This window comes from Pedobacter jeongneungensis (assembly GCF_039538295.1).
Classification (GTDB): Bacteria; Bacteroidota; Bacteroidia; order Sphingobacteriales; family Sphingobacteriaceae; genus Pedobacter; species Pedobacter jeongneungensis.
In genome coordinates, this window is sequence record NZ_BAABBY010000001.1 from 780,813 (window position 1) to 798,388 (window position 17,576).

Below are 17,576 nucleotides of genomic sequence, written 5' to 3' on the forward strand. Positions count from 1 at the left end.
TTAGTTAAATCTGATTGATGCGAATACGATCCCGATTTAAGCATTGTTGTTTTAGAAGTAAAGCGAAAAATAGGATTGAAAAATCCAAAAGCACAGAACTGTACATTTTCAACCGAACGAAATAGGATGTTTTATCTTTTGGAAATGAAAGGCAGTATTTCATTGGTACTCTAGCTCCGCCATCCGCTTTACTTCGTTACACTACGTGTTCGCTACTGTCGGGTTTAGTAAAAGAGGACCGTTCTAAATCACTCCATTTTTATTATTAATAGATAGAAAGTTGTATGTGTTTGCACTAGCCTATGTTAAATAAACCCGATTGGAGGGAAGAACTTCCGATCCTTCAATCGGAACTCGTACCAAAAGCGGGACTATCGAATCCGATTAGCACTGATATTGCTTTCCAAAAAAAAATACGCTTGATTTTGTGGCAGGATAGGTTCTGAAATAAATTCAGGATGACGAATCTCTGTTGAAAAACAAGTTAGCATGAAAGATCCTGAAATAAATTCAGGGTGACGAATCTCATTTGATAACTGCAAATTGTAAACTACTCTATTTTCTTTCCCTTCATCGCAGTAGAAATCGCGGCATCCATTACACGCTCGGCAAACGGACGGGTAAATTCGTTCAATTCATCTGCTTTCTTTAAAATGGTGTCTTTTTCTTGTGATGCTAAAGCTGTTTTTAGCGCCTCAATGTGTGTTACAGTTTCTGCAATTTCAGCTTCAGTTAAATGTTCAGCATGTTTTTTGATAAAACCTTCGGCGGTATAAACCAGTTGTTCGCCTTCGCTGCGTGCTTCGATCAGCATGCGTTGTTCCACATCACTTTTAGCGTGAGTAATGCTGTCAATCAACATTTTTTCTACGGTATCATCGCTTAAACCGTAGCTTGGGGTAATTTCGATCTCTTGTTTAACCCCCGAACGTAATTCTATCGCCTGTACGGTTAAAATCCCATCGGCGTTTAATAAAAAGTTGATATCTACTTTCGGCAAACCCGCAGGCATTGCCGGGATTCCCTTTAAATCGAACTCTGCCAGTTTTCTATTTTCTTTAACCAGATCGCGTTCGCCCTGGTAAACAGAGATTTTCATGTTCACCTGTCCGTCGATCGAAGTAGTGTATTGTCGGCCGGCTTTGGTCGGTACTTTGCTGTTACGTGCAATAATGACGTCCATTAAACCGCCCATGGTTTCGATACCTAACGAGAGTGGCGTTACATCTAATAAGAGAATATCAGAACGGTTTCCGGCAAGAACATCAGCCTGAATGGCTGCACCAAGCGCTACCACTTCATCAGGATTGATATTGTCCTGAGGTTTTTTACCAAAGAAATTTTCTACAGCCTGTTTTACAAAAGGTGTGCGGGTAGAACCGCCAACAAGGATCACTTCGTCGATATCACTGGCAGATAAACCGGCATCCTTCAATGCATTTTTACATGCTGTGATGGTTTCTTCCACTTTTGACGTAATTAACTGCTCAAAGGTTTGTTTATCAAGGGTGCACCAGATTTCGCCAACCTGTTCGTTGTAAAGGTTTTGTGTAGATAAAGCTTTTTTAGCTGCTTCGGCCTGTAAACGCAGGGTTTGCATCAAAATATTATCCTGTGCAACCACAGCTACATCAAGGTTATTTTTCTCTAACCAGTAATTTAAAATGGCCCGGTCGAAATCATCTCCCCCTAAATAGGTATTACCGTTGGTAGATAGCACTTCGAAAATGCCGTTCTGAATCTGTAAAATAGAAACATCAAAAGTTCCGCCGCCTAAATCGTAAACCGCAATGGTTTTCTGTTGGGTAGGGTCTAAACCGATTCCATATGCCAAACTTGCTGCAGTAGGTTCGTTTACAATACGCATAACATCCAAACCGGCTAGTTTTCCGGCATCGCGGGTGGCCTGGCGCTGGCTATCGTTAAAATAAGCTGGTACAGTAATTACAGCCCGGTTAACAGGTGTTTTTAACGCATGTTCAGCCCTTGCTTTCAGCTCTTTTAAAATTTCTGCAGATAATTCTATTGGTGTGTAAAAGCGGTTTCCTGCCTGTATTTTTACTAAAGCGTCGGTATCATCGTCGATTATTTTATAAGAGAAAATATCTTTATGTTCGGCAACATCTTTATAAGAACGACCCAATAATCTTTTAACCGAAAAAATGGTATTTGAAGGGTCGGTAGTTAAAAATTCTTTCGCCTCATTACCTACAAGAGCCTCGTTCTGGCTGTTAAAATACACCACGGATGGCACCAATATCCCCTTGCCGGCATCGTTAATTACCTGCGGATTTTTATCTGGATTGATAAATGCCACCAGGCTATTGGTTGTACCTAAATCTATTCCAACAATGATTTCTTCCTTCTGAAACGAACCTGTAGCAAGGTTAATTGATATTTTTGCCATGGCTGCAAATTTACAATAATGTTGTAAGGTTTTAGGGTTGAAATGTTTTAATGTTGTAAAAAGTCGGAGGTTGGGTGTCCGAAAGTCTGAAGATATGGTGTTGCAGAAACTAGGGGCAGAAAGACTTTAGACTGATATTCGTTTTTGATTTGGAAATGAATGGTTTGGTAATTCTTCGGATACGGCAGTCCTGCTGTCCCTCCTGCCGATGGAAGGATCGGCATCCGTACCATCAGGTTTATTTAACAAAGTTTTGTGTTGTAAAAAGTCGGAGGTCAGGTGTCCGAAAGTCGCAAGATATCTTGCTGCAAAAGCTAGGATCAGCAAGACTTTAGACTGATATTCGTTTTTGATTTGGAAATGAATGGTTTGGTAATTCTTCGGATACGGTAGCCCTGCTGTCCCTCCTGCCGATGGAAGGATCGGCATCCGTACCATCAGGTTTATTTAACAAGGGTTCTGTAATCTAAGCGAAAATCGATACGGATAAAATTTACTCCGAACCTACACTATTCATCTTCTTCTTTAAGCCACTATACTTCGGACTCAAAACTCTCAACTCCGAACTCCAAACTTATTCTTCTCTTCAATCCACAAGCTCATATATTTTGTACTCTGGGCAGTGTGGTGGTTTAAAATCTGCCCGAAAAAGTTGTTTTGGCGATGTTTGGTTAAGTTTGAAGCCAGATTTTCTACATCGTTTATAAACTGATCGGCAAAATATTTGGCAGAATATCGCTGATTAATGATTTTTACGCCATTTTGTTGTGCAATCTGCCATGCGTTTTTATCTTCATATAATTTTACGGCTTTTTCTACAAAAAGATCAAAATCATCTTCAATAATACCATTCCAATCTAAACCGCCTTTCATGGCTTCTGCACCAATAGCGGTAGTTACCGATGGCGTGCCCACCTGCATGGCATCGATAAATTTTCCTTTTACCCCCGCACCAAATTGTATAGGAGCAAGCAGGATGCGGTGTTTAGCAATCGTTTCTTTTGCATCTATTGCTCTGCCTTTGATCAGGAATTTTTCAGATTTATTGTTTAACTGCAACACCTTTTGCGATGGATAAGCACCGTAGATATTCAGGTTTGCATGAGGAAGTTTTTTTCTAAGCATCGGCCAGATTTTTGTTTTTAAAACCTGCACCGTATTCCAGTTGGGTTCGTGAAGGAAATTGCCGATAAAAACAAAATCAGCACGGTCTTCATAAGGAAGCCATTTTTCAATATCTTCCGGGGTGATTTCTTTTTCCAGAAAGGGTAAATAGTAAATTAATGAGGGATCGACCTTAAATTGTGTTTTCAGGATATCCATCTCCACTTCCGAGATCATCAGAGATAAATCGCAACGTAAAATCGCTGCCATTTCCCTTTTAGCGGTATCAGAGAATAAATAAACGGCTTGTTTTTTCTTGTCGCTTTGTTGCCGGGCACTTCTTAAAGAATGTAAATCTTCGGTATCTAAAATTAGCAATGCATTCGGGCATTCCTGCTGCACCCGCCAGCCATATTGTTCTTCAACCATAAAACGATCGAAAAGCACCAAATCCGGATTCAATTCTTTTAAAAAAGTATTAAAACTTTCGTCGTTTAGCTTAATTTCTTGTTCCAGAACTTCTGTTTTGCTGAAATCATAACTAAAATCACTTTTAGATGCGGCTGAAGCAAAAGTGATCTGATAACCTCTGGCCAGAAATAAATCAACCAATTGGATCATCCTCGTACCAGCAGCAGATGAAGTTGGTTCGGGCCAGACAAATCCAATAATCAATAATTTCTTTGCGTTCATGATTTAAATTTCTGCAAAATAAAGGCTTTTTAACTCACAATTTTAAAACCGTGCCGATTATTTCTAATTTTGCAGCTCAATTACAAAGCACCGGATGTTAGGATTAAAATTATTGACAGACCCACGTTGGGCAAATATTGCGGAATCGAATTTAGAGGAAATTTTATCTGACCATGCCTGGTGTGAACAAAAGGCTGCTACAAATGCAATTACTTTAATTACCCAAAATTCTGAACATCAGGATCTTGTAGATGAGTTAACAGCCATTGCTATCGAAGAAATGCAACATTTTCAGATGGTAATTGAAATTATTAAAAAACGTGGTTATACTTTAAGCCGTGAGCGTAAAGACGATTATGTTGGCCGTTTGGTAAAATTTAGCAAGAAAGATGGAAGCCGCAATATGGCTTTTATCGACAGGCTTTTGTTTGCTGCAATGATTGAAGCCCGAAGCTGCGAACGTTTCAGGGTACTTTCGTTAAATATCAAAGATAAGGAACTGGCCAGGTTTTACCACGAACTAATGGTTTCGGAAGCCGGACATTATACTACTTTCTTAAATTTTGCACGCAAATACAGTACAGATGTTGATGTGGAAAAACGCTGGAAAGAGTGGCTGGATTTCGAAGGTGAACTGATCCAGAGTTTCGGTACGCGAGAAGCGATACATGGTTAAGTGATGTAAAATGTTTTATGGAAAATGGGCGAGGGAGATATTTATCCTTTAATCTCCGGACTTTCGGACCTCTGACTTTCGGACTTATAAATATTCCACAACCAAATTACAATATCCTGGTAGCTGTCAATTCCTTTTTTCTGGTTGTTCAGTTTTAAGAAACTATCGAAGGCCGCATCCATATAACCGAACATATCGCTATTATATTTTCGCCAGAATTCCTTTTCTGTCTTAAAATCAGCCAAAACCTGAGGCAAGAGCTTTGTATAGAGTGATTTATAGTCGTCGGGAGATTTCATCCTGATCTCAAATAAAATATAGCGTAACATTTCGTAATTGGCAGAATACTGGTAATTCACATCCGGGCTTTTACTTGCGGTTAAATAGCCCAATAGGTTAGCTTCATCCTCATAAGCAATTCCCAATTGATGGCCAATTTCATGGCAACTCACATAAGGTTTTACAAAATCGGGCAAATTCATATTCATATTGGCTTCGCCAGAAAGTGGGGCATAATAACCTTCGATACCGATTTTACTGATTAACCAGGAGTTTAACACCGATTTTAAACAAGGATTGGAATACCTGAAAACCTGGTTTCTTTTGGTCATAAGTGCATAGGCAGCCGCCGATTTCGATTCCAGCTCATTAACGGTATAAGCGGGTATTTTTTCTTGTCTTAATTTTAAAGCATTGGTTTTATCAACGAAATAATTGCCGAGAACCACCAATTCTTTAACACTATATTTTTCATTCCCTATGCCCAGTTCTTGGCTTATACTTGGTCTGCTGTAATTTAAACCCCAAAATATTTTGAAAATGATATACAGGATTAAAAAGAAGTTTAAAACCTGTAACGGAATAGCGATTCTATGATGTCTTTTTAATGATTTTCTCCGTTTAATTAAGCTCACGATTTTGTAAAGAACAAAGCCAATAAGAAAAACATAGATAATATCGCCAATGGCAAAAGGAAAAATAGAGGATATAAACCTCAACGCAGAGGATATATAAGGATAAAAGCCTGTTGAGTAATATTTCTGGACAAGAGTGGGGAATAAGCCAAAAAGATAAATTAGGATGGCAAGGCCAGCTAAAATAAATGTTTTAATAAACAGTGAGCGGGCTATCATTAACTATTTATAATGACCTCTTAATGAATAAATATTTAAGATATTGTTTATTACATCATAAACAATTCTATGTTCTTCATTTATTCTTCTAGACCATTGGCCGGATAACTCGTGTTTTAATTGTTCTGGTTTGCCAATGCCCATAAAAGGATTTTCTTGAATTGCCAGTATTAATTGTTCGATCTTTTTTTGGATTGGTTTATTACCAGATTTTTTCCAAAACTCCAGATCAATAATTGCTTGTTCATGTAATTCTACTTGCATACCAAATAATTAATTAAATCGGGATGCAATAAAATGGGATAATTAAAATACTATTTCCACATGGTTTTAACGTCGATTGTCTTTCCTGGTTTGCCAGATTTTCTAGCGTTTACTCCTTTAAGAATTTTCTCTACAAACTCAGGCTTATACGGACTTTCTTCAGTCTCAAAATCTATCTTCAAAACTTTCATAACAACTTTTAAAGCAGTTGCTTCCTCTTCGTTTTTCGGATGTGCAATTAATGTTTCCATATTATTTTATTGTAATAAAACAAATATAACAAATCTATCTGGCAAAAGTTAAGCGTTTTCCGATCTGATCGGTCGTGAATTTGCCATTTTGATAGGCCAGATTTCCTGAAACAAAGGTATGTGTAATACTCGCCTGAAAAGTATCTCCATCAAAAGGGCTCCAGCCACATTTATAAAAATTATTCAGTTTAGTTACTTTCCATGGATCGTTCAGGTTTACTAAAACCAAATCTGCCCAATAGCCTTCGCGGATGAAACCACGTTTTTCGATATCGAAGCAGATCGCAAGGTTATGCGCCGTTTTTTCTACAATTCGCTCTAAAGAAATTTTTCCCTGCAAATGCATTTCCAGCAATGCAGGCAAAGCATGCTGTACCAGCGGACCGCCTGATGGGGCCTGCGAATAGGGTTGCTGCTTTTCTGCCAGGGTATGCGGCGCATGATCGGTTGCAATGACGTCGATATAATTTTCCAAAACACCTTTAAGCACCCCATTCTGATCATCTTCAGTTTTTACCGCAGGGTTCCATTTAATGAAATTTCCTTTTGAAGCATAATCTTCATCATTAAACCAAAGGTGGTGTACGCAGGCCTCGGCAGTGATTTTTTTATCCTTTAATGGCGTAATGTTATCAAACAATGTAATTTCTTTTGCGGTAGAAATATGGAGGATATGCAAACGCGTTTGGTAAGTTTTTGCCAATTCGACCGCTAATGAAGAAGATTTATAACAAGCCTCTGCACTGCGGATTAAAGGGTGCATTTCTATGGTAAGATCTTCGCCATATTTAGCTTTAAATTCGGCCAGGTTATGGCGTATGGTTGCTTCATCTTCACAATGCGTAGCCACCAAAATTGGTGCTTTGCTAAAAATGTTTTCCAGGGTTTTTTCATTGTCTACCAACATATTTCCTGTTGATGAACCCATAAAAACCTTAATTCCGCAAACATTTTTCGGATCGGTTTTTAAAACTTCTTCAATATTATCGTTACTCGCACCCATGTAGAAGGAGTAATTTGCAAGTGAAGTTTGCGCAGCAATTTCATATTTATCGGCCAGTAAATCCTGAGTTAGCGTATTGGGTACGGTATTGGGCATTTCCATAAAGGAAGTAATTCCTCCGGCAACCGCAGCCATGCTTTCGGTAAAAATATCGGCTTTGTGAGTTAAACCCGGCTCGCGGAAATGCACCTGATCATCAATCATTCCTGGTAAAAGGTATTGTCCTTCTGCATTAATTTCCTGTGCTTCGGGTGCAGATAGATTTTGACCGATTTTGGCAATTAATCCATCTTTTATCAATACATCAGCAACAATTTTTTGTCCTTCATTTACAATTGTCGCGGCTTTTATCAGGTAAGTATTCATGGTTTCAAAGGTAGTAATTTGGGTTAACTGTTTAAATTGGTTAATTGTTTAATTGCAAATTAGTTGATTGAATGGAGGGATTTATAGCTTTAAATTTTGAATAAGCGCTAGATTCAGGACCGAAGACTCTGAACTCTGGACTAAATTTGAGCCTTTTCGGCTCAAATAAACTATCTTTGTGCGCTATGGCAAAATCGTTCGAAGAATTTAAGTTAAACAGGCAAATTTTAAATGCAGTTGCCGATGCAGGTTATACCGTTGCCACGCCGATACAGGAAAAAGCAATTGCGCCGGTATTATCTGGGCAGGATATTTTTGGTATCGCAGAAACAGGTACTGGAAAAACAGCAGCTTTTGTGCTGCCGATTTTAATGCAATTAAAATATGCTCAGGGCGAAAGTCCGAGGGCTTTAATTTTATCGCCAACACGCGAACTGGCGATGCAGATTGCCGAGCAAGTGAAATTATTTTCTACCTATACCGATTTACGATCGTTGGTAATTTTCGGCGGAATTGGTCCGAAAACACAAAAAGAGCAGATTGCAAAAGGCGTTGACATTTTGATTGCTACACCAGGAAGATTCCTCGATTTATACCTGGCTGGCGACATTAATACCCAAAGTTTAAAGTTTTTAGTGCTTGATGAAGCCGATAAAATGATGGATATGGGTTTTATAGGCTCTATTCACCGTATTTTGGAAATTGTTCCGCGCAAACGCCAGAATTTATTGTTCTCGGCAACAATGAGCGATCTGGTGCAAAAAATTGCGGGCGATTTCTTAAAAAATCCTGTTGTAATTGAAGCTTCAGAACAGGCAACACCTGCAGCCAACGTAACACAAGCTTTATATTACGTTCCGAATTTTAAAACTAAGATTAACCTGTTACAGCATTTGCTGAAAAATGATGAGGCTTTTAACCGCCTGATTATCTTCTGTAAAACCAAAACCGTTGCCGATAATATTTTCAGTTTTATAGAACGAAGGTATGGCGCAGATAATGTTCGTGTAATTCATGCCAACAAAGGACAGAATACGAGAATTAACTCCATTAATAGCTTCAAAGAAGGAAATATCCGTGTTTTAGTGGCTACAGATGTGGCGAGCAGGGGAATTGATGTAAGCGATGTAAGTCACGTGATTAATTTTGATGTGCCGATTATCATCGAAGATTATGTGCACCGTATCGGCCGTACCGGAAGGGCTTTTGCCAAAGGTGATGCCATTACTTTCGCTACGGAAGCCGAAAAATATTATATCCGTAAGATTGAAAAACTGATCCGCCAGTATATTCCTGTTGCCGAAATCCCTGAAGGTGTTTTTATTGATGAAACCCCTTATGAGGAACGCCAGCACATTGCCAAAGAAATCGACATGCAGAAACGTAAGGAAGATCCTGAATTTAAAGGTGCTTTCCACGAGAAGAAACATGCAGCTGCGATTGATAAAAAAGCAAGGGAAAAAGCCAAGGCAAAAGCTGGAAAGGAAATAAAGAGTTTCAAAAAAGGTAAAAGATTCGACAAGAAAAAATAATGAGCCTTAGAATTACGCCTTTAAATATTGTTAGTGCCATTGGTTTAGGTTTGGTAACGGTAAATCTGCTTTCAGAAAAAGCAACAGCACCCCGCCAGATAAATATGAGTGGTTTTTACCTCCTTATTTTAGGTTGCCTTATCGTTGTAACCTTTGTTACCGACTTGATTTTTCGTTTTACATTAAAAGATATTAAACGAATCTGGGTGGTAGAACTAATATTCATTGTTATCGCTGCAATCTTGATGTTAATATTACAAAAAGTAGTATAATACAAAGTCGAAGTATTTGGTAAATTCATCATCTTTGCATCCGTAAAAATTATCGATGGGAATCAGTGATACCTGTTAAATCGGTGAAATCAATATTAATATGAGAAAAGCAGAAATAAAAATAACCGTTGAGTTAGACGATAACAATATGCCGGAGAACATTCTTTGGGAAAGTACCGATGCACAAACAACGGATAAAGTTCCGGTAAAATCGATGATTCTGGCCCTTTGGGATCACAATTACAAAAATTCAATGCGTATCGATCTGTGGACCAAAGATATGCCTGTTGACGAAATGAAACGTTTCTTCTACGAAACTTTGCAAACCATGGGCGATAGCTTTTTAAAAGCCACAAACGAAACTTTGATTGTTGAAGATCTACGCGATTATTGCGCACATTTTGCCGATAAAATGGGAATTATTGAAGGACAATAATAGTTGGTTCATTAGTTAAATAGTCATTGGTTTATTATTTACAGAAAGCCAAAAATTAGCGATAGAACGATCAATTATGAACTATTAACCCCAGTTAACCAATTCAAACAATTAACCGATTAACCAAAATAAAATGTTAGTATTAAATAAATTCAGGGCTTGGTTAGGCATTTTGTTATGCGTTATTGCAGGTTTCTGCCCGATTTTAAAAGTGCCGATTAAAGGAAACTGGAATTTGTACCAATCTGATGCGCGTTTGTTTTTAATCACTTACGCCATTATCGCCATTTCTGTATTGTTCCTGTTTATCAGAAAAGTTGGCGCGTTTAGGTTTATGAGTTTTGTAATGGCTATCTGGTATGTTTTAGCTGTAGTTGCCGTTTACTTTACAGCTAATAATTATACTAAATATGGTTTTGCCAATAAACTAATTGGTAAAGTGGTTCATTTCCAATGGGGATGGATTGTACTTTTAGTGGGTGTAATATTTATGCTCTTTAGCGCCAAGCGCGGCGAAAAAATTACGGCTTAAGCTTTTTCATGCAATTGTGAAGTGAGTTTAGCTACTTCATATCCTTTTGCCTTGCATCTGGCTACAATTTCATCATGGGTTTTTTTCGGCATTGTCTGATTGCGGCTCATGATGAATAAAAACTTATGATCCGGGTGACCAACCACCACATAAGAATAATCATCAGCCAGTTCAATAATCCAGTAATCAACCTTTATCGGCCAGATAAACTGTGCCTGCAATTCTCCGCTGTCGCCACTTTCTGAGGGGAACATTTTCGATGTTCTCGAATAAACTTTTTCATCTCCTGGCTTTTTGTAGGTAGTAAGCACATTGTAATAGCCATCTTTATTTAAGGTGTATTTTGTTGTGGTTTCGCGGCTGCCTTTATCGAAAATGGTGGGTATAGAATATAACGAATACCATGTTCCGGCGTATTTTTTTAAATCCAGTTTAGCCACCGGAACATTTTTTTCCATCGGCAGGTAGCTTAAAAGAATAAACAGGAGGGAGCAAATCGTTTTCATAATATCTCAGGTTTTTGATATTATTTACGGATTTGTGTTGGTCCCGGTTTTGAAAATGTTAATCTATTGTAAAATAGTCATCTGTATCTTCCTCTAGTGGGATATAAATCCTTTCCCATTCATTGCCGTCAACAATTTCCCAGGTGTGGCCTTCGCCTGCGGTATCATTGGCAATAAGGATAATTCCTGGTTCGATAAAAAAAGTTTCACCATTACTTACCGTAAATTTCAGTCTGCCTTTCAAGGTAATTACATACTGTCGTCGTGGTGCAGGGTGGGGGATTTTTTCAAGGGTAGATACATCTGTTTGTGCAAAAAAGTAATTTGCATTAATGTGCTGGCGGATGGGAATTTTTCCGGTTTCGAATGCACATTTATCCCCTTCGACATTAATTAAACGGATGGCTTTTAAATAATTTGGTGTTCCGGCTTGATCTGTATTCATCTGCTAAAAAAGTATAGTTTTAAAATTTTAATTCTGTTTGTCCTTGTTGGGTAACTTCGCGTTCGTGCTGCAGCAGCCATTGCTTGCGCCATAAACCGCCCGCATAGCCTACTAATTTACCATTGCTGCCAATTACCCTATGGCAGGGCACCACTATGGCAATATTGTTTTTTCCGTTTGCAGATGCTATTGCACGGATGGCTAAAGGTTTATGCGCCGAAAATTTAGCGTAAGAAGTGGTTTCGCCATAAGATATAGCCAGCAAATTCTGCCACACTTCCTGCTGAAAATCAGTTCCTTGCTGTTGCATCGGGAAATCGAAATCGCGAAGCGTACCATTAAAATAATCTTTTAACTGCCTGGCAACTTTTATGGTAAGTTCATTCTCGGTGAAGCCCGAAACATCTTTTTCTTCAAAAGTAACGGCATACACAAATTCCTCATCAGCCAGGATGGTTATATTGCCAATCGGCGTTTCTATAACTGATGCGTAGTTCATACTATTATTACTTTAACCACAGATTTTCACAGATGAACACCGATTACTGTTTAACAATTTCTCTGTGTCTGGAATTTTTTTTCTGCGTCTCTATGGTTAATGCCCCTTCAAAAAACATCTGTGTTTATCCCTTTTTATCTCCCGAAAGATCGGGACAAGTTGTGGTTAAGATTTTATCTGTTTTGTTTTCTGTGTTTCCATAGCCAATAATCCGCTAACAAAATTACAACAATACAACAATAAAGCCATCCAACAATAGCGCAATTATTTATCTTTGCAGTTATGCAATTGGCCAAAGAGGTTAAATATTTAATTCACAAGGAAGTATTGTTAGAGTGGCGCTCCAAATATACCATTAACGGTGTGTTGCTTTATGTGGTTTCTACTATTTTTACCTGCTATTTGTCTTTTGTGAGCCTTGGCGACAAACTAACCTGGAATGCCTTATTCTGGATTATTATGCTTTTTGCCTCCATTAATGGTGTTTCTAAGAGTTTTCTACAGGAAACGAAGGGGCAACAGCTTTACAGTTATATTTTGGCCAGTCCGGCGGCAGTTTTAATTTCTAAAACCGTTTACAATACATTGCTGATGTTGGTACTTACTACCATTGCCCTGGGTTTTTATACTTTAGTTTTCGATTCCTTTACCCCGCCTGATATGGTGCTGTATTATGTAGCCGTGGTATTGGGAAGTGTGAGTTTCTCTACCGTATTTACCATGGTTTCGGCCATTGCAAGCAAGGCGGGTAATGGCGGTATGTTAATGGCAATATTAAGCTTTCCGATCATTATTCCGGTATTAATTTTATTGATTAAGCTGGCTAAAAATGCAGTTGATGGCCTGCCATGGGAAAATAGTTACGATGAAATTGCGATGTTATTGGTGGTAAATGTACTGATGGTAGCAACCTCTTTATTGTTATTTCCTTACCTTTGGAGGGATTAAAAAATGATTGAATGAAAGAATGATTGAATTATAGAATGAGAAATCCTTTATGATTATTTAAGGCAGAAGAAAGACCATTCTCTCATTCAAAACTCAATCATTCAAAATTATATATGTATGCATAAAACCTGGTGGAAAATTTTAGGTTCAGTTTTAGTAATTTATACTGCGATTGCAGGATTGTTATTAGGTGTACCTCATTTAGCAATCTTAAACGAAACAATCCGTAACCTGTATTTCCATGTTCCGATGTGGTTTGCCATGATCGTTCTTTTTTCAATTTCTGTTTTTTACAGTGTAAAATCGTTAAGCAGCAAAAACGAAATAGATGATATTAAAGCCGTAGAAAGTGTAAATGCAGGGATTATTTTTGGTGTTTTAGGTTTAATAACCGGGGCCATCTGGGCAAAATACACCTGGGGACAGTTTTGGAGCTTTGATCCTAAACAAAATTTTGCTGCCATATCCATTTTATTGTATTTTGCCTACCTTATTCTCCGTAATGCGATTGATGAAGAACAGAAAAGGGCTAAAATTTCTGCTATTTACAATATTTTTGCCTTCCCGATGATGGTTGTATTGCTTTTCGTGCTTCCACGTTTAAAAGATTCATTACATCCGGGCAATGGCGGTAACCCTGGTTTTAACAGTTACGATTTAGATAGTCGCATGCGCATGGTATTCTATCCCGCATGTTTAGGCTGGATATTAATCGGTTATTGGGTATATACCATCCGTTTCAGAATTCGTAATATTGAAAACAAACAACAACATAACTAAAATGAAGAAGATATTTTTCTCCCTGATATTAATGATGGCCACCATGCAGTTATTTGCACAGGATAATGGCGTAGAAATGGCCGATAGCCTTCGTAGCAATGGAAAGATATATGTTGTGGTAATCTGTATCGTAATTATCCTGGTTGGCTTGCTGGCCTATCTTTTCTCTATTGATAAAAGATTAAAGAAAATCGAAAAAGAAAACCATATCGAAAAATAACATGTGCTGGATGATGACTACAGTTGTCCGGATTAAAATTTAAAGGAGATCAATATCATTTGATCTCTTTTTTTTATGTCTTATTTCTGATGCATAATTTATAATATTCGTAATTATAATGCTGTTTTTGTTCTTTGGTTAATCAGTATTGCAATAAAATAGCTTTGTGGATATTTTTTTTATAATTTTTTTTCGGCAGAATAAGCATTCATAAAACCTATAAAAATAGTCGTTTTAATTATGATGACGAGTCGAGATATCGCTGTTTAAACCAGTTTAGGTGTTGTTTTTGAACAGTTTTCCATAATCGGTATAAAGCCTGTTATTTAACAGAAACAGGGTGGTGTTAGCTGTACACTAAGTGTTTTTGCATTTGGATATGTGCAGTTTTTTTAGGCAATTTTGCAGCAAAAACTTATTCAATATAAAAAATAAATAATGGCTAATCTAGCAGACGAGAACAAGTTCTTTGCAGATGTTTGTAAAAACTTTGACAGTGCGGCTCAATTCACCAATCATCCCGAAGGTTTATTGAACCAGATTAAAACATGTAATAGTGTATATCGTTTCCAGTTCCCAATCCGCCGCGGAAACGGTTTTGAAGTAATTGACGCCTGGCGCGTAGAGCACTCTCACCACATGAGCCCTACAAAGGGTGGTATCCGTTACAGCGAAATGGTTAACGAAGATGAGGTGATGGCACTTGCAGCTTTAATGACCTACAAATGTGCCATCGTTAACGTTCCGTTTGGTGGTGCAAAAGGTGGTATCAAAATCAACACCAAACAATACAGTGTTGCCGAACTGGAAACCATTACCCGTCGTTATACAACAGAATTAATTAAGAAAAACTTTATCGGTCCCGGTATTGATGTTCCTGCTCCTGATTATGGATCAGGTGAGCGCGAAATGAGCTGGATAGCTGATACTTATATGACCATGAACCCTGGCCAGCTTGATGCTTTAGGTTGCGTAACCGGTAAACCAATTGCTTTGCACGGTATCCGTGGCCGTAAAGAGGCTACCGGTCGTGGTGTGGCTTATGCCGTACGCGAATGTGTTGAAGTTGCCGAAGATATGGCTAAAATCGGTTTTAAAGCTGGTTTAGGCGATAAAAGGGTAATTGTTCAGGGATTGGGTAATGTGGGTTATCACTCTGCTAAATTCTTGGCTGAATTTGGTGCTACCATTGTTGGACTTTGTGAATTTGAAGGTGCCATTTACAATGCCAACGGATTAAACGTTGATGAGGTTTTTGCACACCGTAAAAATACAGGATCTATCCTTGATTTCCCTGGCGCTACAAGCTTCAAAAACTCAATGGAAGGTTTAGAGCAGGATTGCGATATCATCGTTCCGGCTGCTTTAGAAAACCAGTTTACCGAACTTAATATCCGTAACATTAAAGCAAAAATTATTGCTGAAGGTGCAAACGGACCAACTACACCAGAAGCTGAAGCTATTTTTACCGAAATGGGTGGTATCATCATCCCCGATATGTACTGTAACGCAGGTGGTGTAACGGTTTCTTATTTTGAGTGGTTAAAAAACCTTTCTCACGTGGCATTCGGGCGTATGGAGAACCGTTATGCGGCCAATTCAAACGCTAACTTAATTGCTACTTTAGAGAACTTAACCGGTAAAACCATCCTTCCTGAACACCGTTTAATGATTGTTAAAGGTGCATCAGAAATGGAATTGGTAAACTCTGGTCTGGAAGATACCATGATCCATTCTTACCACGAAATCCGCGAAACATTGATGACTAAACCTGGCACGCAGACGTTAAGAACTGCTGCTTTTGTAAATTCAATTGATAAAATTGCGGTTTCTTATATGAACTTAGGCGTTTGGCCATAATAAACTAATCGTCATTGCGAATCCTGTTTTTTTATCAGGATGAAGCAATCTTATTCAAAAGCGTTGTAGGTTATCTACAGCGCTTTTTTGTTTTGTCCCCTCAAAAAATATCGTCATTTCGAGCGAAGCGCAGCGAAGTCGAGAACCCGAAGGCTCAGCAAAGCTAAATCTATCTCGAGATAGATCTCTCCCTGTCCGAAGCAGGCGGGCGCTCCACTGTGTTCCGGTCGAGATGACGAACTTTATTTTACAAGCCCTTCAAAATCTGATACAAAGCATTAATATCCCCGTTTTTCAATTCAATTTTACCATCAATTTGAACTTTTTTATTATCCAATAATTTTCCTTTAACTTCTAAATTCCTGAGCGTTTTAAAATAGCTGTTAATGAATGGCGTTTCCATTTGTTGGCCCAGTTTAATCAGATTAACATTTAAATAAAGAAAATCTGTTGAAGTAACTTTTGAGGTTGAGAAATTTTGGTTTTTAACTGTTGAGAAATTTAAGTTTTCCCTGTTACTGTTCACAAACACTTTATAAAGCGGAAAAGCATTTTTATTTACTGTGTTGCTATCTAAATTAATCAAGCCCTGCTTAGCCAGGTAGTTTTTTAGTCCATTGCCTTTCCAGCCGACATTAACTGAAATGGAAGGAATATTTCGCTTCTGTAAGCTTACTTTTTCAACCTTCTCAAAGTCATCATTGTATTCGTAGGTGATAACAGAATCAGTTTGTGTGATGGAATTTGTCCATTCAAAATCCAGCTTTCCATTGTAATATTTAATTAAGCTATCCTGTTCTAAACTGAAGTTTTTAAACTTGTAAATTTTATGATCACCTGGTTTTAGGTTTGCATTTAACCAGAATGAAACCGTGCTGATTGGATTTATTTGATGATGAACAGATTGTGCTGCAGGTAAAATATCTTTGGCTAAAAATACATAGCTAAAATTAACACTTCCGCTCTTAAAATCAATCCTGCCATTATTTTCAGCATTGGCAAATATGATATGCCCGTTTTGATCCAGTACCTCATTAAGCTTACTTTCGCTTGCTTTAATCATATTTTTCTGGTTTAAAATATCAGTTAAAATCGGTTCGAAGTTTCTAATCTGGGTCGTTATTACCATTGCAACTGCTTTATTATTGTAACAGAGCATAAAATTACCCAATCGCGATTTGGCCATACTAATGCCTTTTGCTTTTTTTATAATTTGCAGGTGAAGCACATTTTTAATAAAATTTTCGAAATCTGTGCTGTTTTTTATGTCCAGACGGGAAAATACAGTGCCAGCAGGCTGTGTGGCAAGGTTATAGAAATAAATACTCGCTGGGATTGAAAGGCCGGTGGCATATTTATCAATTTTAATAGCGGCTCCTTTCTTAACATCAGATTTTAGATAATAACCTGGATTACCGATCATATTCAATACAATGGTTTGATAAAGCTCATCAACATTGATTTTAATAATACCGGTAGCATTTTTCGGAATCAGCGTTTGCGTCACCTGATATTTCCGGTATTTTAAAACACCAGCAAAAAAAACAAGCAGCAATATTACTATCGCTGCTGTTATTTTAAGGAATTTTTTCATTGAGAATGGTTAACTGTATAAATTGGTTAATCGGTTAACTGTTGATTAGTTCATT

At 37.9% G+C, this 17,576-nt stretch carries 20 protein-coding genes; 9 read left to right on the forward strand and 11 right to left on the reverse strand.

Annotated features, from left to right (window positions below; genetic code table 11):
- Positions 1 to 550: 550 nt before the first annotated feature.
- From dnaK to ABD769_RS03515, 3 genes are all read right to left on the reverse strand, one after another.
- On the reverse strand, positions 551 to 2,407 hold the full coding sequence (gene dnaK / locus ABD769_RS03505) for a molecular chaperone DnaK (protein ID WP_344849458.1): 1,857 nt from the start codon (positions 2,405 to 2,407) through the stop codon (positions 551 to 553).
- A 126-nt stretch (positions 2,408 to 2,533) separates the two neighbouring features.
- A complete protein-coding gene (locus ABD769_RS03510) occupies positions 2,534 to 2,836 on the reverse strand; it encodes a hypothetical protein (RefSeq protein ID WP_344849460.1) in 303 nt (100 codons plus the stop codon).
- A gap of 126 nt (positions 2,837 to 2,962) precedes the next feature.
- The gene (locus ABD769_RS03515; RefSeq protein WP_344849462.1) at positions 2,963 to 4,204 is read right to left on the reverse strand and encodes a glycosyltransferase family 4 protein; all 1,242 of its coding nucleotides are present in this window, start codon (positions 4,202 to 4,204) and stop codon (positions 2,963 to 2,965) included.
- Positions 4,205 to 4,298: 94 nt separating this feature from the next.
- Between ABD769_RS03515 and ABD769_RS03520 the strand changes: the two genes are divergently transcribed.
- Positions 4,299 to 4,880 carry a MiaE family protein gene (locus ABD769_RS03520; RefSeq protein WP_344849464.1) on the forward strand — a complete coding sequence of 194 codons (582 nt, stop codon included), beginning with the start codon at positions 4,299 to 4,301 and terminating at the stop codon, positions 4,878 to 4,880.
- 41 nt (positions 4,881 to 4,921) lie between these two features.
- On the opposite strand, the gene ABD769_RS03525 is transcribed toward ABD769_RS03520, so the two are convergent.
- From ABD769_RS03525 to ABD769_RS03540, 4 genes are read right to left on the reverse strand one after another with little or no spacing between them, the layout of a single operon-like run.
- Positions 4,922 to 6,013 carry a DUF3810 domain-containing protein gene (locus ABD769_RS03525; protein ID WP_344849466.1) on the reverse strand — a complete coding sequence of 364 codons (1,092 nt, stop codon included), beginning with the start codon at positions 6,011 to 6,013 and terminating at the stop codon, positions 4,922 to 4,924.
- Positions 6,014 to 6,016: 3 nt separating this feature from the next.
- Entirely contained in the window at positions 6,017 to 6,277 is a 261-nt protein-coding gene (locus ABD769_RS03530; protein ID WP_344849468.1) for a Txe/YoeB family addiction module toxin, read from the reverse strand.
- A 50-nt stretch (positions 6,278 to 6,327) separates the two neighbouring features.
- A complete protein-coding gene (locus ABD769_RS03535; protein ID WP_344849471.1) occupies positions 6,328 to 6,528 on the reverse strand; it encodes a DUF2683 family protein in 201 nt (66 codons plus the stop codon).
- A 34-nt stretch (positions 6,529 to 6,562) separates the two neighbouring features.
- Positions 6,563 to 7,897 (reverse strand): dihydroorotase, encoded by a 1,335-nt coding sequence (locus tag ABD769_RS03540; protein WP_344849473.1) that lies wholly within the window; start codon positions 7,895 to 7,897, stop codon positions 6,563 to 6,565.
- A gap of 185 nt (positions 7,898 to 8,082) precedes the next feature.
- Between ABD769_RS03540 and ABD769_RS03545 the strand changes: the two genes are divergently transcribed.
- The 4 genes from ABD769_RS03545 to ABD769_RS03560 all read left to right on the forward strand — a co-directional run bounded on the left by ABD769_RS03545 (position 8,083) and on the right by ABD769_RS03560 (position 10,669).
- Positions 8,083 to 9,429 carry a DEAD/DEAH box helicase gene (locus ABD769_RS03545; RefSeq protein ID WP_344849475.1) on the forward strand — a complete coding sequence of 449 codons (1,347 nt, stop codon included), beginning with the start codon at positions 8,083 to 8,085 and terminating at the stop codon, positions 9,427 to 9,429.
- The gene (locus ABD769_RS03550) at positions 9,429 to 9,701 is read left to right on the forward strand and encodes a hypothetical protein (protein ID WP_344849477.1); all 273 of its coding nucleotides are present in this window, start codon (positions 9,429 to 9,431) and stop codon (positions 9,699 to 9,701) included. The genes ABD769_RS03545 and ABD769_RS03550 overlap by 1 nt, the downstream gene beginning before the upstream one ends.
- 100 nt (positions 9,702 to 9,801) lie before the next feature.
- Positions 9,802 to 10,137, forward strand: coding sequence for a gliding motility protein GldC (gene gldC, locus ABD769_RS03555; RefSeq protein WP_025143157.1), 336 nt, complete (start codon positions 9,802 to 9,804; stop codon positions 10,135 to 10,137).
- A 133-nt stretch (positions 10,138 to 10,270) separates the two neighbouring features.
- Positions 10,271 to 10,669 carry a hypothetical protein gene (locus tag ABD769_RS03560; protein WP_025143156.1) on the forward strand — a complete coding sequence of 133 codons (399 nt, stop codon included), beginning with the start codon at positions 10,271 to 10,273 and terminating at the stop codon, positions 10,667 to 10,669.
- Here ABD769_RS03560 and ABD769_RS03565 read toward each other — a convergent pair.
- The 3 genes from ABD769_RS03565 to ABD769_RS03575 are packed head-to-tail and all read right to left on the reverse strand — an operon-like array spanning position 10,666 to position 12,119.
- Positions 10,666 to 11,175 carry a lipocalin family protein gene (locus tag ABD769_RS03565; protein WP_344849480.1) on the reverse strand — a complete coding sequence of 170 codons (510 nt, stop codon included), beginning with the start codon at positions 11,173 to 11,175 and terminating at the stop codon, positions 10,666 to 10,668. The two genes, ABD769_RS03560 and ABD769_RS03565, sit on opposite strands and share 4 nt — an antisense overlap.
- A gap of 58 nt (positions 11,176 to 11,233) precedes the next feature.
- Positions 11,234 to 11,620, reverse strand: coding sequence for a cupin domain-containing protein (locus tag ABD769_RS03570; RefSeq protein ID WP_344849482.1), 387 nt, complete (start codon positions 11,618 to 11,620; stop codon positions 11,234 to 11,236).
- A 19-nt stretch (positions 11,621 to 11,639) separates the two neighbouring features.
- Positions 11,640 to 12,119 (reverse strand): methylated-DNA--[protein]-cysteine S-methyltransferase, encoded by a 480-nt coding sequence (locus ABD769_RS03575; protein ID WP_344849484.1) that lies wholly within the window; start codon positions 12,117 to 12,119, stop codon positions 11,640 to 11,642.
- A gap of 282 nt (positions 12,120 to 12,401) precedes the next feature.
- Between ABD769_RS03575 and ABD769_RS03580 the strand changes: the two genes are divergently transcribed.
- The 4 genes from ABD769_RS03580 (at position 12,402) to ABD769_RS03595 (ending at position 15,927) form a co-directional block, all read left to right on the forward strand.
- Positions 12,402 to 13,067 (forward strand): heme exporter protein CcmB, encoded by a 666-nt coding sequence (locus tag ABD769_RS03580; protein WP_344849486.1) that lies wholly within the window; start codon positions 12,402 to 12,404, stop codon positions 13,065 to 13,067.
- Between the two features lie 117 nt (positions 13,068 to 13,184).
- On the forward strand, positions 13,185 to 13,847 hold the full coding sequence (gene ccsA, locus ABD769_RS03585) for a cytochrome c biogenesis protein CcsA (protein WP_344849488.1): 663 nt from the start codon (positions 13,185 to 13,187) through the stop codon (positions 13,845 to 13,847).
- Between the two features lies 1 nt (position 13,848).
- On the forward strand, positions 13,849 to 14,067 hold the full coding sequence (locus ABD769_RS03590) for a CcmD family protein (RefSeq protein WP_316844405.1): 219 nt from the start codon (positions 13,849 to 13,851) through the stop codon (positions 14,065 to 14,067).
- A gap of 438 nt (positions 14,068 to 14,505) precedes the next feature.
- Positions 14,506 to 15,927: a Glu/Leu/Phe/Val family dehydrogenase gene (locus ABD769_RS03595; RefSeq protein WP_344849494.1), complete on the forward strand. Its 1,422-nt coding sequence runs from the start codon at positions 14,506 to 14,508 to the stop codon at positions 15,925 to 15,927.
- Between the two features lie 247 nt (positions 15,928 to 16,174).
- On the opposite strand, the gene ABD769_RS03600 is transcribed toward ABD769_RS03595, so the two are convergent.
- Positions 16,175 to 17,521, reverse strand: coding sequence for a hypothetical protein (locus tag ABD769_RS03600; RefSeq protein WP_344849496.1), 1,347 nt, complete (start codon positions 17,519 to 17,521; stop codon positions 16,175 to 16,177).
- Between the last annotated feature and the right edge of the window lie 55 nt (positions 17,522 to 17,576).

Excerpts from the sequence above, each read along its gene's own strand:
- dnaK (WP_344849458.1), bottom strand. The coding sequence starts at position 2,407 with ATGGCAAAAATATCAATTAACCTTGCTACAGGTTCGTTTCAGAAGGAA.
- ABD769_RS03510 (WP_344849460.1), bottom strand. The coding sequence starts at position 2,836 with ATGCCGATCCTTCCATCGGCAGGAGGGACAGCAGGGCTACCGTATCCG.
- ABD769_RS03515 (WP_344849462.1), bottom strand. The coding sequence starts at position 4,204 with ATGAACGCAAAGAAATTATTGATTATTGGATTTGTCTGGCCCGAACCA.
- ABD769_RS03520 (WP_344849464.1), top strand. The coding sequence starts at position 4,299 with ATGTTAGGATTAAAATTATTGACAGACCCACGTTGGGCAAATATTGCG.
- ABD769_RS03525 (WP_344849466.1), bottom strand. The coding sequence starts at position 6,013 with ATGATAGCCCGCTCACTGTTTATTAAAACATTTATTTTAGCTGGCCTT.
- ABD769_RS03530 (WP_344849468.1), bottom strand. The coding sequence starts at position 6,277 with ATGCAAGTAGAATTACATGAACAAGCAATTATTGATCTGGAGTTTTGG.
- ABD769_RS03535 (WP_344849471.1), bottom strand. The coding sequence starts at position 6,528 with ATGGAAACATTAATTGCACATCCGAAAAACGAAGAGGAAGCAACTGCT.
- ABD769_RS03540 (WP_344849473.1), bottom strand. The coding sequence starts at position 7,897 with ATGAATACTTACCTGATAAAAGCCGCGACAATTGTAAATGAAGGACAA.
- ABD769_RS03545 (WP_344849475.1), top strand. The coding sequence starts at position 8,083 with ATGGCAAAATCGTTCGAAGAATTTAAGTTAAACAGGCAAATTTTAAAT.
- ABD769_RS03550 (WP_344849477.1), top strand. The coding sequence starts at position 9,429 with ATGAGCCTTAGAATTACGCCTTTAAATATTGTTAGTGCCATTGGTTTA.
- gldC (WP_025143157.1), top strand. The coding sequence starts at position 9,802 with ATGAGAAAAGCAGAAATAAAAATAACCGTTGAGTTAGACGATAACAAT.
- ABD769_RS03560 (WP_025143156.1), top strand. The coding sequence starts at position 10,271 with ATGTTAGTATTAAATAAATTCAGGGCTTGGTTAGGCATTTTGTTATGC.
- ABD769_RS03565 (WP_344849480.1), bottom strand. The coding sequence starts at position 11,175 with ATGAAAACGATTTGCTCCCTCCTGTTTATTCTTTTAAGCTACCTGCCG.
- ABD769_RS03570 (WP_344849482.1), bottom strand. The coding sequence starts at position 11,620 with ATGAATACAGATCAAGCCGGAACACCAAATTATTTAAAAGCCATCCGT.
- ABD769_RS03575 (WP_344849484.1), bottom strand. The coding sequence starts at position 12,119 with ATGAACTACGCATCAGTTATAGAAACGCCGATTGGCAATATAACCATC.
- ABD769_RS03580 (WP_344849486.1), top strand. The coding sequence starts at position 12,402 with ATGCAATTGGCCAAAGAGGTTAAATATTTAATTCACAAGGAAGTATTG.
- ccsA (WP_344849488.1), top strand. The coding sequence starts at position 13,185 with ATGCATAAAACCTGGTGGAAAATTTTAGGTTCAGTTTTAGTAATTTAT.
- ABD769_RS03590 (WP_316844405.1), top strand. The coding sequence starts at position 13,849 with ATGAAGAAGATATTTTTCTCCCTGATATTAATGATGGCCACCATGCAG.
- ABD769_RS03595 (WP_344849494.1), top strand. The coding sequence starts at position 14,506 with ATGGCTAATCTAGCAGACGAGAACAAGTTCTTTGCAGATGTTTGTAAA.
- ABD769_RS03600 (WP_344849496.1), bottom strand. The coding sequence starts at position 17,521 with ATGAAAAAATTCCTTAAAATAACAGCAGCGATAGTAATATTGCTGCTT.